A 14,437-nucleotide genomic window follows, 5' to 3' on the forward strand; every position below is an offset into this window, starting at 1 on the left:
CATCCATGGAAAGGAGCCTCATGCCACGCGCTCCCTATTATCAGCGGTATCCCAAGATTAAACGGGCCAAACGCATTGCGATGCCTATTCTGATTGGGGCTGTTATTGTCTGTTTTATTGCTGCATACAACCTGGGCGGCCTATGGTGGCCAGCACTGTTAGTTGTGACAGTCGGGGCCCTATGGGCCAGCTCGCCAACCGCTCCCCCGCTAAAACATGATGATGAGGCAACCTTCTCTAAACGTTAAAAAGATTAAGGTGTGTGCCCCCCCCATAACGTTACGTTATGGGGGCACACACCTTCTGCTACAGTTCTCTATGTTCCTATGACAACTGCTTAATGATGGTGTCTGAAACTTCGCGCATTGAAAGACGACGATCCATCGAAGTTTTTTGAATCCAGCGGAATGCTTCAGGTTCGGTCAGGCTCATTTTGGTAATGAGCAATGACTTTGCGCGGTCCACTAGTTTACGGGTTTCGAACTGGTCGCGGATAGTGCCCACTTCTTTTTCAAGGGCACGAATTTGCTCGTACCTGGCAATAGCCACTTCAATGGCAGGGAACAGGTCATTGGGAGTGAACGGTTTTACCACATATGCCATGGCCCCAGCCTCAACCGCGCGGTCCACCAGCTCCTTCTGGCTGAATGCGGTTAAAAGTACTACGGGGGCAATTTGTTCCTTACCGATCTCTTCGGCGGCGGTAATGCCGTCCATAATGGGCATCTTCACGTCCATGAGCACCAGATTAGGCCGGTGCTTTTGGGCGAGCTCAATGGCGGTTTTCCCGTTATCGGTCTCAGCAACGACTTCGTAACCGCGTTCCCGTAGGATTTCCACGATGTCGAGACGGATCAGCGCTTCGTCTTCGGCAACAACAACGGTGCGTGCCGGAGCGTCTGCGTCTCCCTCGTGGTCATGAGTGGTCTGCTCTGACAAAACTCTCTCCTTTTGCAATTTCTTCTCGTCTCAAGTCTACAGCAGTTCATATTTCTTCATCTACAGTACACACTTGTTTCATTCAGAAATTTAGGGTAGAGCACGGTTGGGCGTTGTTTTCCCCTAAATTCGATTTTGCGGCGCCGTATGATGTAGAATCAATGCCGTACACATTGCGTGTGCGCCCGAGTGGCGGAATTGGCAGACGCGCCTGACTCAAAATCAGGTTCTACGGAGTGTGGGTTCGAGTCCCACCTCGGGCACCCCACACATCTGGGATTCATCAGCTCTGAATCACAATCACCGATTTTATTGGCGGGCACATTATCACCCGCTACCTTCATGAAAAGGTTGAGCCCCAAGGAAATCTCCTTGGGGCTCAACCTTTTCATAAACTCGAAAATCTAGAGAATCTGGGCCTACCCGAGTATTAGTCGTGATCTTCGTCGGCGTAAGGACGCACTGCTTCACGTTCCTCTGGCAGCTTAGCCCCGGTCTCGTCACGGTCACCGATGCGGTGCACCCTGACCGTATTGGTCGAGCCAGCAACACCGGGAGGCGAACCGGCAGTCATGACGATCAGGTCGCCCTTCTCTGCCAAGTTATGCTCCATTAGGTAGTCGTCCACAATCTTGGTCATACCATCAGTATCAGCAGTGAGCTGCGCGTGGGCTGCTTCAACACCCCACAGCAGCGAGATAAAGGCACGGACCTTCGGGTTCGGGGTAAACGCAAGCACAGGCTTCTTGGGACGCAAACGAGCCAAACGGCGGGCGGAGTCACCCGACTGGGTGAAAGTGCTGATGTAATCAACATCCAGCTGCTCAGCAATATTTACTGCTGCCCGGGTAATAGCGCCGCCGCGGGTACGCGGCTTACGGTCGAGTTCGGGCACACGGTACAGGCCCTTCTTCTCGGTATCACTAATAATGGAGGCCATCGCTGAGATCGTAATAATCGGGTACTTACCCACTGAGGTCTCACCGGACAGCATGACCGCATCAGCACCGTCAAGAATTGCGTTGGCGCAGTCAGAGACCTCCGCGCGAGTGGGGGTTGGGTTGCTAATCATCGACTCAAGCACCTGGGTAGCTACAATCACAGGCTTAGCCCAGCGGCGAGCCATTTGAATAGCTTGCTTCTGCACCAACGGAACTTCAGAGAACGGCAGCTCAACACCCAGATCGCCGCGTGCAACCATAATGCCGTCGAACTTATCAATAATGTCCTGCAGGTTCTCCACCGCCTGCGGCTTTTCGATCTTGGCGATCACGGGGATGCGCAGCCCTTCTTCCTCCATGATCTCGTGCACACGCTCAACATCTTTGCCGGACCGGACGAAGGAAAGCGCAATAATGTCTACGCCTAAGCGCAGTGCAAAACGCAGGTCATTTTCGTCCTTCTCGGTCAACGCGGGTAGCGAAACAGCCGCACCAGGCAAGTTAATGCCCTTGTTGTTTGAGATCGGGCCACCCACGATAACACGGGTACGAACACGGGTTGGGGTAACTTCAACAGCTTCAAGCTGAATCTTGCCGTCGTCCAGCAATAGTTTATCGCCAGGCTTCACGTCGCCGGGCAGCCCCTTATAAGTGGTACCGCAGATTTCCTGAGTACCTTCTACCTCTTCAGAGGTAATGGTGAAGTCGGCACCGGGCTCAAGGATTTCTTTCTCGTTCTTAAAACGCTCCAAGCGGATCTTCGGCCCCTGCAAATCGGCAAGAATTGCAACTTCCTTACCGAGCTTTGCGGACTGTTCGCGAATAGTGTTGTAAGAGTTGGTGTGAACATCATGGTCACCGTGGCTCATGTTCAAACGGGACACATTCATGCCCGCATTGATTGCCGCGGCGATTTTGTCGGGTGCGGAGATGGAGGGACCGATTGTTGCAACGATTTTTGCTCGCCTCATGTACCTAACCTTCGTGAGTTGTGGCGCGGGCCTTAGGGCTAAGACCCATTGTTTGTGCGGGAGCACACGGGGAAACTCCCACATGTATCCACAGAAAACCGCACGTTCACAACGTGCTGTATTATGAATATCCTGCCTTCAAGTATAGGACTTTTGCCCGCAGATTGGGAGAGAAAAGGGGTGATAGTCTCATAGTTGTCAACCATTTTTGGAGGGTTAATACCCACAAGTCTTCTATTGTGAATAGAGTCACCCTTGAGGTGATTTCACATTTAGGGGCACCTGCCCTAGACTTGAATCAATAATTAGTATCTTTTATGCAAATTTGCCCTGGAGGTTGCCGGTGTCCACCACACGCGCACTTATTATCTACGGCTCAGTCTATGGCTACACAGAGCAGTACGCCACATGGCTCGCTGAAGATCTACGAGCTTTGCCTCAGGCACCCGAGGTCGAAACGGTTCCCGCCGCTAAGGTAACCCCCGAACAGGCAGAAGCTGCTGACGTTGTAGTAATTGGTGGGAGTGACTACGGTGGATTCCTGACCGGAGCACCCTCATTACGCAAAAAGATTGTTCCCCTCTTACTGCCCAAGCGCAAACGCACCGCCTTTTTCACCGTTTCATTTACTGGTGAGTATTCCAAGGACCTCTTAAATAAAGCTGTCGCCAAGAGTTACACTGCTGAGCTCACCGAAGGACAGCCTGTTGCTCACTTACGCGGCGGCATTAAATGGTCAGAGCTATCCTTAACCCATAAGGCAGCCCTCAAAGGCCCTGTTCGTGCCTGGCTTGCCGCTAAGCCCAACCCAAATGAGGGCATCCAACAGATGCTTGATTGCTATGGTACCGAGGGAGCAGACTACACCAACCGCGCATCCCTTGAGCCATTTGCACAGGAAGTAGCAAAGCTTATCTAATTCAAAGAGCACTTCCCTACAAACTTGCCCCATACCAACGAGGGCAATAGATACACGGTCGGAGGTTTTTCTCTCCTCCTCCGACCGTAGGTTTCCGAGTACAGCGGATGCGAGGCCGCGTTAACTGTATTTGGAGAGCTGGAGGTGGGTCTTGTGTGTGCGGCCCACCTCCTTTTTTATTCTCAAAATACACACACATTATTCTCACCTACACATACGCATTTCCCACCTGGCCCCAGAACCACATTCCTCGCAGCAAAACTACAGATCACCCCGCCAGAAAAAAGACCGAGACAGACCTTGCACTCATAGTGTGTCACTCAAGCCCGCTGGATAAGGTGGCGACTTCAGACCCATACCGCACACAGGCACACGCCCCCTTACCAAAGAAGGTAACTAAGAGGGGCAAGGGCAGCAGGTCTGCACCTTCACAGATGTGCATAGATTAGCAGGTAGTCTCTGTAAGCCGTGGACCGCTCCCACGATCCCACAGAACACCATCAATCATTGAACGTGACATATCTCATGGGTATTTTTATGGGTGGCAAAAAGCAGATAATGGTTGCACCTTATACGTAATAATAACCCTAAGAAGACAAGGGCATACCTATACACTACCTTTCGATATACACCACATCTTTATTCTTCCCACCTCGATCACCTAAGGAACATACTGTAATAACAACCTGCATAGGTATGCGAGTATTTTTGCCTGACCTATACGAGCGTCAGCCGTACCAGTAACCAATCACTCCCCCAGCCTTCACTCCCTGCAGAACATCCACATCCTCCTTAAAGAGACGGTCAAGGCCTTACCTAAGCGTCAGCACCACAGAAATCGAAGAAGGCAACTCAAGATGCAAGGGATTGTGGCACAAATCATCTCCAATTAGAAGAAAAATTACTTTCCAGTTGAAGAATATGCGTGCACGGATTAGCATAAAAATTCAATCTTTATACAACGCTCTATGAACCTTTAGCTTCAACTAACCACCTCAACCATCGCACACACTTTATGTTATGTTCAATCAGATACTAGAATACTCTTACCTTTATGTATTCGTTCCTTAAGGCTTTAGTCCAACAAATTCTACCCCTACCTGAAGGGGCCCGTTAACTGAGTATCTATCTTGAAAATTAACAAAATCTTTCCCTACAATGAGATGCGTGCAAGGGTGCATCTTTATTGTGAGCTCTCAGTAAAGATGCAAAATAATCCAGGGGCATTAAAAGACCCCGAAAGCACTAATGCGTAGATGTCACTCAACTTCACGTTTATTCACACTCAAACACAAGTCTATTTGAAGATTGCAGGTTACTTATACTATGAGCCTCTTCTCTCGGAATCAGAAACTATCTAAATGCCTGGTCTCGCTAGGTGCTCTCTCCATGCTGGCAGGTTCTTTCGCCCCAGCTGCCGCGGCTGAAGAACCCGTCACTGACCCCTCCGCCACGATATCTTATGAGGATGTTCCCCCGCCCACCGAAGACATGAACACCGCCATGGGTGCTGGTGAGCGTAAACGTCTTGGCCTACCAGCTGAAGGCGCTACCGAGGCACCGGGCGGGCACGGGCGTGCCAAAGGAGTTGGCCCTGCAGCAACCTGGACGCCCAGCGGCGGCACCCTCGGTATGGATGTCTCCTCTCACCAAGGCAATGTGCGTTGGCAGGAAGCATACAACGGCGGTGCACGCTTTGCGTACACCAAAGCAACTGAGGGCACCTACTACACCAACCCTTACTTCGCACAGCAGTATGTTGGATCAGCCGATGTTGGTATGATCCGCGGAGCCTACCACTTTGCCAACCCCCGCACCTCCTCAGGTGCCGACCAGGCTCGCTACTTTGTGAACCATGGTGGGGGCTGGAGCAATGACGGCCGCACCCTTCCTGGTCTACTCGACATTGAGTTCAACCCCTACTCCCAGTATGGCAATACCTGCTACAACCTGAGCCCTGCCCAGCTGACTAACTGGATTCGTGATTTTAACGAAACCTACCGCTCACTCACCGGACGCTACCCTATGGTCTATACCGCTAACTCTTGGTGGAGCCAGTGTGTAGGAACCGGCGAGTTCGGTAAGACTCTGCTTCACCTGGCGAACTATAACTATGTTCCCGGTCCCACTCCCAACGGGTGGAAGTCCTACGATATTTGGCAGTTCTCAGCCGACGGCCCGTTTGTTGGTGACTCCAATTTCTTCCCTGGTTCCTTCAATGATCTGAAGGCTTTAGCCTCCAACCCGCAGGCAACCAACCGCTCATGGCACCCGGCTACGCCCGCACCGGCTCCTAAGCCCGCAGTAAAGACCCGTTTCAGCGATGTTCCTACTCACGCGGCTTTCTACACTGAAATTGAGTGGCTTGCTTCACGGAATATCACCACCGGTTACGGTGATGGTACTTTCCGCCCGGATCAAAGCGTAGAACGCGGCGCAATGGCAGCATACTTCTACCGGATGGCTGGCTCTCCCGCTGTAAACCTGCCGAAAACGTCCCCCTTCTCGGATGTGCCCACCAACCATCCCTTCTATAAGGAAATCGTGTGGATGCACCAGCGCGGTATCACCACCGGTTACGGTGATGGTACTTTCCGCCCGAACGATGCCGTCAGCCGTGAAGCAACTGCAGCATTCTTGTACCGTTACAGCGGCAGCCCCGCCATCCCGGCAGTTCACGGTTCCGGGTTTAAGGATGTTCGCGCCAATAACTCCTTCTACCGCGAAATCATCTGGCTTGAGTCCCGGAAGATCACCGCAGGTTACGGTGATGGCACTTTCCGCCCGTACGATTCTGTTAGCCGCGGAGCTATGGCAGCATTCTTGTACCGCATGCGCTAACCACCTGCTAGGTATGCATAACTGAAAGGGTGTTCCCCCTACCCATGTGGGTAGGGGGAACACCCTTTTCTCTAGTAAGGAGGATTTACCAGATACTTGCGAAATCGAGCACCATACGCCCGGTAATCTTACCTGCGCCCATCTCCTCGAATACCTGCGGAGCCTCTTCAACCTTACGCAGCTGAACCAGCGGAACAACGAGCCCATCGGCGCCGAACTGGAACGCCTCAGCAAGATCCTGGCGAGTACCAACCAGCGAACCGAGCACGCGAATCCCATCAAGAACAATCTTCGCGATAGACAGTTCCATCTTCTCGGGCGGAAGCCCCACAGCTACTACGCTGCCCCCGGCACGCACGCTTTCAACCGCCTGGTTAAAAGCGACCTTCGATACCGCAGTCACTACGGCGGCTTGTGCTCCCCCGCCAGTCACCTCACGAATCTTCGCTGGCACATCCTCAACCTCACGACCGTTAATCGTGACGTCGGCACCGGTTTCAGCGGCAAACTTCAGCTTGTCATCATTAATATCGACGGCAATAACCTTGGCGCCGAAAACCTTCTTGGCGTACTGCACCGCCAGGTTGCCCAGCCCGCCAGCACCGTAGGCGACCAACCACTGTCCCGGCCGCACCTGAGATTCCTTCGTCGCCTTATAGGTGGTTACGCCCGCGCAAGTAATCGAGCTTGCCTGTGCAGCATCCAAACCTTCGGGGACCTTCACGGCATAGTCCGCCGTAACGAGGGCATACTCACTCATGGCGCCGTCCACGGTGTAGCCCGCATTCTTGACGGTACGGCACAGCGTCTCCCGGCCGGAGGTGCAGTATTCGCAGTGCCCGCATCCTTGGAAGAACCAGGCAATAGAGACTCGATCGCCGGGCTTGAGAGATTCAACGCCTTCACCAACTTCGGTGACAATACCAATACCTTCATGCCCCAAGATGCGTCCCGGAACCTTACCAAAATCGCCAGCTGCAACGTGCAAGTCGGTGTGACAGACGCCGGAATACTCTAGCTTTACGAGTGCCTGGCCGTACCCCACCTCGGGTACGGGAACATCAGTAACGACTACTGAGCCATCAATGTGTTCAGGAACAACAACTGCCTTCATGAGAACCTCCAGTGTTTTAGCTCACTATAAGATGTAGTTTTAACCATAAAACGCACATAACAAATTTTCTATAATACAGTGAACTATTCCACTAACCACATGACAATATTTACCATTTTTATATGTGTTTAGGGTACTCTTGTGCAAAGTATTAGAAACTTAAACTGAAACGAAAAACACATGTTTGAAGATGCTCATGACAATATGGTATTCACCGATCCAGAAACCGGAGATCAACTTATTTTTCATAGAAAAACTTGGCTGTGCACGATACACGGAATACTAACCCGTTACCTTGGCTTTACCCCTGAACTGGCATATGACATGATAAAGAATGCCCCACTATGCTCTGACGCAGGTATTAACTACCATTCTGTGGGCATGCTCTGCCACGACGAAGAATACCACTGGGCTATGATACTAGCCTACGGCGAAGGGTACTGGCACAAGGGCCACACAGTGGATCAGCCACAAGACTACTATGACTGGGAGGAAAAATACAGAAATGATAATAACCTCAAGCCCTACACGATGGAGTAGAGCCTATTTAAAATCCCCGCTGTGCTTCCCGGATAATTCTTGACTTCGCCGCTCGCACGAGTAGCCTATAGTCATTATCAAAAGGTTCTGCCAATATAGATTCCAGTAAACATTCAAATTCTTCAAATATTAGCTGCGTGGCAGAATCCAACTCATTATTTTCGTGCTGGTTAGACTGGGCGATCCAGTCAAAGATAACCAGCAGCTCATCATTGCTGAATCGGATCGTGCAGTCCCCATCCTTTTCAGTGTAACCTACTGCATCCACTATTCCTTCTCCCGCCCCTCAGTAACAAAACTTTGGCAAGATAACCGTTATTCATTATGGGTGCATGCCCTTACCTCTAAAAGGGTTTATATTGCTGACGGCCTTATTGTGTTGTTATTCCAAGCCCCAGCCCATGTTTATTTAAAAAGTTGACATAACATCCGCAATACATCTCGCTCCATCAAAAATTTTAAATTTCGTACCCAGCGGTATTTTGTCATTTTTTCTTATAAGAAACCGAGCTCTTGCATAACTCATATTTTTACTTGGTAAGTGCTCGTAAATATCTAAGACTATACTCCTAGGAAAATTCTCTTGAAAAACTCCATCTTCAAATTCACTTACAGGATAAAAAAGACCAATAGGGGGAATCGTCTTCCTACCGCCTTCTTCTCGAGATCTCCAATAAATTTGAACGTTAACAGTATTATCAGCATTCATTACTACATCTCCCAGAGCTCTAATATCGACATTTTAAGATTCTACACTATTTTCGGTTAACGTGTTTGTGCCAACTGATTTTGAGGAACTGGTTCTTATCAACCATACCTACAGAAAATAAAACCCTGGATTCTTCTAAACTCAATTAATAATAAAATTTTATCAAACTGTCCATATACGAAACTTTTTAGCATAATCGAACATAGTCTAAAAGACTCAATAAACCATTTTCCATCTATCATACCTTGCGAAGGAAGTCACTGCCCACCACAAACTGGAGAAGAACTACTGTTATTCTTCCTAGCACTGGGGATTAAAGAACATCGTTCACCCGATTGAAAAGTTCTAATGTATTACGCTGACCTATGAGTCGGGAAAATAGTTCCCTTATAAAGGTTAAAATAAATCATTCATATTTACTTTTAATTAAGTTACCTGCAACCAATAAATTATGGTGAATTTTGCATACACATTCATCAATCCAACCATAATGAATATCATTATTAATAGAATAATAAACATCATCTGTTAAAACTTTCTTACCTGCAGTTAGTCTATTTTTTAATGAAACAAAAATACTTCCTTCCTGAGGCCAGTTCGTACAGCGTGAAAGCTCAGTTATAACATTCCCTGCTGTTATTTCTTTATCTAGAATAGATTGCAGCTCTTCACATAATTTAAATATATTATAATTCTTCATAAAATCTCTCTATATATTAATTATATTACTTGGCATTAAGTCAATTTACGCCTTGCTGGGATTATAATATCGCGTTCCACCACCATTATCGCATTTGTTCATTTGCCGCTCCAATCGGCCACTTCATGGAGGGATACTGATTTGTGGTGTGAATATTCTTCAGGTGGCTTTTTGGAGTCTTTAACGAAAAACAGTGCATATTTCCGATAGCCTGAAACGGATGAAAGCCGAAACCTTCTGAGCGTAGAGAACATACCCTACCTGAGCAGGCTACTATTTGCTAATTTCCAATAGCCGCTACAATAAATGTAATACCTTAATGCTGAATGTATCTTTTAATGTTAAAGAGCTTATATTAACTTCTTCAATTTTTGATTTATCTTTCTCAAATGAATATTTGTACATCTTCCTACTTAAAATATCGAAGAAATAGCCATAGAAATAGTCACTATTATTTTCATCTTCAACAAAATCTGTAATATAAATATTTTGTGTATCTACATTTAAATAGTCTTTTATTTGTTTAAATAAATTTGGAAACTCGATAGGAAATTCTTGCGTTAATTCTTTAATATCATCAAGAAAGACTTCATCGGATATATTATTTAATATTATTGGTTCCATTTTAAATTCTTTATTTGTAATTTAATAAAATAACTTTTGCATTAAAAATTTTGTATGTATAAAAATTTCATTTTACATGCACATTTTGACTTTTCTGACGCATGGGTTATGGCACTACTGTAGAGCGATTTTCGCTCTGCTTCTCTTCTTCATTTCTCCATAATTACCCTCTAGCCAAAGCTAACATCGTCTTGATACCTTTACATGGACTTAATACGTTTACTATAGCCTTCTATTTTGTCTGCTACAGCTGGATCTGAACCCATTTTTTGGAGCACTATATACCAACCCCTAAACATATCAGCTTACCTCATCGCTTTCGGCGCATATCCATAAAGACTCTTCCCCACCCGCAAGACCTGTGCCATGCTTTCAGGTAATCTGAACGGTGGAAGTAAGGCTACCTGAAGAACTATTGGGTTTGGCAACCCAGCTTACTCGCTAAACAAACAAGCACATATATTAAATATACCTTTTATATTTAGCATTGTTCAATATTTCTAATTGCTCATTAGCTAATTCCAGTAGCGAATCATCAAACTCTAAAGATTTGATTTTGCACAAAAGAATTATGGAAACAACTCTCCTGACTAAACTTGACCTAATAGAAGTTTCATATAGAACACCTTTATATTCTTCGCAAGAACGGATTTCATCGTTAAATTTATTAATAGCTTGGTGAGAATTATTCCATTCAAGATCAATGGCGTATCTATTACTGCTTCCGTCTTTATTTATAAAATCATACACCGTTTTATAATGGCAGAATATCTGGTTTTCCAATACTTCATTTCCGCCCATTGCCAAGATGGCAAAATAAATATCTTCTAAAATATGTTCTATGCAATACCAGTGATTGTAATTTCCTTCAAATTTTATTGTCAGGAAATAAGGTAATGTGTCTATCAAGAGTTGGTGTTGTTTGTTTACCAATAGGCTAGAATACAAATCTTTCAGTGTTCCAAGTGTTCTTTTTGACCTAATAGAAAATTTCTTTTCCAGTCTGTCGATATACTTTTCTTGCTCTGCTGTTTTACAGTTGTTTTTAATTAAGTTGATCAGTTCAATATGGTCCATTAGTTCTCCAATTGTTTATGTAATTAAGAGTTTAAATTTTAATCCGTTAGGCAAGTGTTGTTAATTAGCTGACTGACGCACAACATATCCTCAAAACTAATATCATCTGTTAGAACAATACTAAATATTTTATAGCATTCCATAACTTGCGCTCTCTAAAAATACTTACCTAATTGTTTTTGACCATCGCCTTTTCTTGCTAAATCTTCTAATTCGCGAGTTTTGAAAATCATAAATCTCACATTTTCTCCTTTAAAATTATATAGAATTTACTTTTGCTGAACTTCGGAAAGAAATTATAGCCCTACATATCAGTCCATTTCAAAGAGTTCGGATCAAACTGATAAAGATTCTCTCCACCCAGCACCCCAAATGGGTCCTGATTTACAAACAACCTATTTTAAAGCTCATAGTACCACATCAGTTCGTAATGCAGCCGTTCCCTTCATCAAAATACTGGTTCTATAATCTGAAAATCTGAACAGCTGTGCGAATTCCAATAAACCTACGCGGCTTTTCAGACGACAAAAGAGGCCGAATTCGTAACGGATGACAAATTTACTCTGAGTCTTATAGATACCACGGCGTAGCTTGTCGCATTCCACCAGATTGGTGCTGCCGTCGGCAAAACACCCGTTTGGTCAACTCGTTGTTGTAATCGTAATGATATTGCTCGGTACGGCCCAACACGTCGGTTACCTCGGTATAACCGTCGTGATAGGTAAAACGCCATTCCTCGCCCAAGGAAGTCCAGTTGCGCAACACCTTGCCGGTCGGGGTGTAATGGTCGTATTCGTATTCCGATACCAATCCTGCCGCATCCGTGTGCGACACCATCAGATCGTTTTTATAGCCGAAGCTGCGTTTGACGTTGCCGTCGCGGCCGATGACGCGCAGCAGATCGCCACTATTATTGTATTCGTAGCGGACCAGCGGACTACCGACCCGGACAGCTTCGCCGAAGACGGGCAAACCTTCCAACAACGACACCGACAGCAGCCGCATTTTAGGCGACTGCTCGTCCGCCACATAGCCGAAGTTCAGCGAGAACACCCAGCCGTTGCCGTCGATGACGTATTGCGGCAGACCGGTCAGCGGATGATAGACGAAACGCTGGTGGTTGCCGTTGGCGTCTTCCACCGCCACCAGCGGGAAGAGGGTACTGTCTTCGTCCGAGCCGTCTTCCGCGATCACCAAAGGCGCAAAACGCAGCGCTATCGAACCGTCCAGCGAAGCAATGACATAATGCCCGTCCGGATTCTTACTGAACCAAATCTGTTCGCTCTCGAACAATACCGGTTCCTCATCATCTTCATCGACTTCCGGCAGCGGGAACAGACGGCCCTGATCGTCGATATAGGCCAATCCCGCCGCATCGCGGATGATGCGTTGGCAACCCGGCACACTCCAGCCCTCGCCGAGCCAACCGGTACCGTCTTGGTCGGAATAATAGCTGCGGCTCCAGACCAGCGGCAGAATGCCTTCAAAAGCAAAGTCGGTTTCACCCTCCAAAAACTTCAGCCCGTGTATCGGATTGACCGGACGGCCGGCAGCGGTCGGTAGAAATTAGATTGTTAAAGAGCATAGTAGGCCGTCTGAAAGGATTTGTGTTTCAGACGGCCTTTTGGTTTGGTTGGGGCTCGCACCAATCTATACTTGCTGTTTTAGATAGTAATTATTGAAGAACAATCATAATTATGATTAATTAATGTTAAATCATTTCTGCCATAATGCGCTATGGGCAATTCATTTAGCTTGGTGGGGTTTTTAGGAAATGCTATTAGTTTATACACTAAACTATCAAAATCTATATCATAACTAAAAATCCCTTTTTTTGCGTAACCTGCAAAGGATTCTAAATATTCTTCTTTCTCTTTTAAGCTATCAAATATTGGTAAATTATTCTCACAAAATACAGGTTCCGTAATATCAGGTAGATTATTAAAAAAGTTAAATTGCTGTTCCCATAATGACTTAGATGTCTTTAATTTGCTTGGTAATTTATCAGTGCCTCCAGTTGCAAAATGAGCAATAAAATTTTTATCATTAATTGCGAACCAATCTAAATCGTGAGACTCGATAAATAATTCTGACATAATCATTGATTTAATCCTTTTTGATCATACTAATTAATAGTTAATAGTGTTTAATTTGTTACACCAAATATATTGACGCAGTTATCACAATATGGTCTTGCTTGGCCAGTTCTAGGGCGCTTAGCTTTAGTAAATTTAATGTCTTTTAATTTTAAATCAGGATTATCTAAAAGTAGCTTATTAGCAGCTCTAAATTCTGCACATCTACCTATAGTATTACCACACTCAGTTTTTGCTCCTACCCCACCATGTCTATCTGCAAGCTCTTGTAATTCTGGCGCAATTTTACCTGGTATATCTCCGTTAGATGCGACTTCAATGAGGCCTGTCGCTGTATAGGCAGCCACCATAATAGAAGGGGCATTACGCTTTCCTTTATGAGGAGCCATAGTTTCATTTAATTTTTTTCAGCCTCTTTAACACATAATCCTATGTATATCAATCCATTTAGTAGTATTACTAGAATAAGAATAGAAATTTTTTCCACCTTCTAACCCAATCGGATCCTGATTCACAAACCGACCTGCATCAGGTTCATAATACCTAAAGAAGTTGTAATGCAGCCCTGTTTCACGGTCGGCATATTGGTTTTGCAGGCGGAAGGGTTGGTATGCGCTATCCGTTACCTTGGTTTCCTCTTTCAGACGACCCCAGCCGGTGTAATTGCCGAACCACAAGAGCTTGCCGTCCTTATCGGTCATCTCGCGCGGGATGCCGATTTGGTCGCAGTGGAAGTAGTGGGTTTGTTGGCAGCTTTCGCCGTCTTCAGTTGTCAAGTCTTGGACTTGCGCCAGCGGTTCGTAGGAGTCTTGGTCTGCGTAGATATAGGTATATCTGCCGTCCGGCTGGATTTCCTGCAAGAGATGGCTGCCGTCCCAAACGAAGCGGGTTTGGTTTTCGAGGCTGCCTGAAACTTCTCCGTCTTTCAGACGACCTTTGCCTATCCTTCTGCCCAAGGCATCGTAG

16 protein-coding genes and 1 tRNA gene are annotated in these 14,437 nt (G+C 46.5%); 5 read left to right on the plus strand and 12 right to left on the minus strand.

Annotated elements, in window-relative coordinates:
• The first annotated feature begins 20 nt into the window (after positions 1–20).
• Positions 21–248 (plus strand): hypothetical protein, encoded by a 228-nt coding sequence (locus I6I94_RS01390; RefSeq protein WP_006888017.1) that lies wholly within the window; start codon positions 21–23, stop codon positions 246–248.
• Positions 249–324: 76 nt separating this feature from the next.
• On the opposite strand, the gene I6I94_RS01395 is transcribed toward I6I94_RS01390, so the two are convergent.
• Positions 325–939 carry an ANTAR domain-containing response regulator gene (locus tag I6I94_RS01395; RefSeq protein ID WP_006888011.1) on the minus strand — a complete coding sequence of 205 codons (615 nt, stop codon included), beginning with the start codon at positions 937–939 and terminating at the stop codon, positions 325–327.
• A gap of 183 nt (positions 940–1,122) precedes the next feature.
• On the opposite strand from I6I94_RS01395, the gene I6I94_RS01400 reads away from it, so the two are divergent.
• Positions 1,123–1,202 (plus strand) — tRNA-Leu (locus I6I94_RS01400).
• Positions 1,203–1,369: 167 nt separating this feature from the next.
• Here the strand turns inward: I6I94_RS01400 and pyk are convergent.
• Positions 1,370–2,851, minus strand: a complete 1,482-nt coding sequence (pyk, locus tag I6I94_RS01405; RefSeq protein ID WP_126499968.1) for a pyruvate kinase — start codon at positions 2,849–2,851, stop codon at positions 1,370–1,372.
• A gap of 343 nt (positions 2,852–3,194) precedes the next feature.
• Between pyk and I6I94_RS01410 the strand changes: the two genes are divergently transcribed.
• Complete coding sequence (locus I6I94_RS01410) at positions 3,195–3,770, plus strand: flavodoxin domain-containing protein (RefSeq protein ID WP_037289029.1); 576 nt, start codon at positions 3,195–3,197, stop codon at positions 3,768–3,770.
• Between the two features lie 1,326 nt (positions 3,771–5,096).
• On the plus strand, positions 5,097–6,611 hold the full coding sequence (locus tag I6I94_RS01415; RefSeq protein ID WP_126926476.1) for a GH25 family lysozyme: 1,515 nt from the start codon (positions 5,097–5,099) through the stop codon (positions 6,609–6,611).
• Positions 6,612–6,696: 85 nt separating this feature from the next.
• Here the strand turns inward: I6I94_RS01415 and adhP are convergent, their stop codons facing one another.
• Positions 6,697–7,725: an alcohol dehydrogenase AdhP gene (gene adhP / locus I6I94_RS01420; protein WP_126926477.1), complete on the minus strand. Its 1,029-nt coding sequence runs from the start codon at positions 7,723–7,725 to the stop codon at positions 6,697–6,699.
• 180 nt (positions 7,726–7,905) lie between these two features.
• Here adhP and I6I94_RS01425 point away from each other — a divergent pair, with 180 nt between their 5' ends.
• Complete coding sequence (locus I6I94_RS01425) at positions 7,906–8,265, plus strand: hypothetical protein (protein WP_126926478.1); 360 nt, start codon at positions 7,906–7,908, stop codon at positions 8,263–8,265.
• Positions 8,266–8,272: 7 nt separating this feature from the next.
• Here the strand turns inward: I6I94_RS01425 and I6I94_RS01430 are convergent, their stop codons facing one another.
• The 9 genes from I6I94_RS01430 to I6I94_RS01470 form a co-directional block, all read right to left on the minus strand.
• Positions 8,273–8,533: a hypothetical protein gene (locus I6I94_RS01430; RefSeq protein ID WP_126926479.1), complete on the minus strand. Its 261-nt coding sequence runs from the start codon at positions 8,531–8,533 to the stop codon at positions 8,273–8,275.
• Positions 8,534–8,674: 141 nt separating this feature from the next.
• Positions 8,675–8,974 carry a hypothetical protein gene (locus tag I6I94_RS01435; protein WP_126926480.1) on the minus strand — a complete coding sequence of 100 codons (300 nt, stop codon included), beginning with the start codon at positions 8,972–8,974 and terminating at the stop codon, positions 8,675–8,677.
• Between the two features lie 406 nt (positions 8,975–9,380).
• Positions 9,381–9,674 (minus strand): hypothetical protein, encoded by a 294-nt coding sequence (locus I6I94_RS01440; protein WP_126926481.1) that lies wholly within the window; start codon positions 9,672–9,674, stop codon positions 9,381–9,383.
• 297 nt (positions 9,675–9,971) lie between these two features.
• Positions 9,972–10,298, minus strand: a complete 327-nt coding sequence (locus I6I94_RS01445) for a hypothetical protein (protein WP_126926482.1) — start codon at positions 10,296–10,298, stop codon at positions 9,972–9,974.
• Positions 10,299–10,760: 462 nt separating this feature from the next.
• Positions 10,761–11,375, minus strand: a complete 615-nt coding sequence (locus tag I6I94_RS01450; RefSeq protein ID WP_128087724.1) for a DUF6707 family protein — start codon at positions 11,373–11,375, stop codon at positions 10,761–10,763.
• A gap of 570 nt (positions 11,376–11,945) precedes the next feature.
• Positions 11,946–12,887, minus strand: a complete 942-nt coding sequence (locus I6I94_RS01455; RefSeq protein WP_197702301.1) for a DUF6531 domain-containing protein — start codon at positions 12,885–12,887, stop codon at positions 11,946–11,948.
• A 152-nt stretch (positions 12,888–13,039) separates the two neighbouring features.
• The gene (locus I6I94_RS01460) at positions 13,040–13,477 is read right to left on the minus strand and encodes a hypothetical protein (protein WP_051344439.1); all 438 of its coding nucleotides are present in this window, start codon (positions 13,475–13,477) and stop codon (positions 13,040–13,042) included.
• 44 nt (positions 13,478–13,521) lie between these two features.
• Positions 13,522–13,860, minus strand: coding sequence for a hypothetical protein (locus tag I6I94_RS01465; protein WP_126853757.1), 339 nt, complete (start codon positions 13,858–13,860; stop codon positions 13,522–13,524).
• A 27-nt stretch (positions 13,861–13,887) separates the two neighbouring features.
• Entirely contained in the window at positions 13,888–14,427 is a 540-nt protein-coding gene (locus tag I6I94_RS01470; protein WP_197702300.1) for an RHS repeat-associated core domain-containing protein, read from the minus strand.
• Positions 14,428–14,437: the final 10 nt, after the last annotated feature.

The sequence above is a fragment of the Rothia aeria genome, from assembly GCF_016726365.1.
Taxonomy (GTDB): Bacteria; Actinomycetota; Actinomycetes; order Actinomycetales; family Micrococcaceae; genus Rothia; species Rothia aeria.

Coding starts and splice junctions, on each gene's coding strand:
- I6I94_RS01390 (WP_006888017.1), top strand. CDS start 21: ATGCCACGCGCTCCCTATTATCAGCGGTATCCCAAGATTAAACGGGCC.
- pyk (WP_126499968.1), bottom strand. CDS start 2,851: ATGAGGCGAGCAAAAATCGTTGCAACAATCGGTCCCTCCATCTCCGCA.
- I6I94_RS01415 (WP_126926476.1), top strand. CDS start 5,097: ATGAGCCTCTTCTCTCGGAATCAGAAACTATCTAAATGCCTGGTCTCG.
- adhP (WP_126926477.1), bottom strand. CDS start 7,725: ATGAAGGCAGTTGTTGTTCCTGAACACATTGATGGCTCAGTAGTCGTT.
- I6I94_RS01425 (WP_126926478.1), top strand. CDS start 7,906: ATGTTTGAAGATGCTCATGACAATATGGTATTCACCGATCCAGAAACC.
- I6I94_RS01435 (WP_126926480.1), bottom strand. CDS start 8,974: ATGAATGCTGATAATACTGTTAACGTTCAAATTTATTGGAGATCTCGA.
- I6I94_RS01440 (WP_126926481.1), bottom strand. CDS start 9,674: ATGAAGAATTATAATATATTTAAATTATGTGAAGAGCTGCAATCTATT.
- I6I94_RS01445 (WP_126926482.1), bottom strand. CDS start 10,298: ATGGAACCAATAATATTAAATAATATATCCGATGAAGTCTTTCTTGAT.
- I6I94_RS01450 (WP_128087724.1), bottom strand. CDS start 11,375: ATGGACCATATTGAACTGATCAACTTAATTAAAAACAACTGTAAAACA.
- I6I94_RS01460 (WP_051344439.1), bottom strand. CDS start 13,477: ATGATTATGTCAGAATTATTTATCGAGTCTCACGATTTAGATTGGTTC.
- I6I94_RS01465 (WP_126853757.1), bottom strand. CDS start 13,860: ATGGCTCCTCATAAAGGAAAGCGTAATGCCCCTTCTATTATGGTGGCT.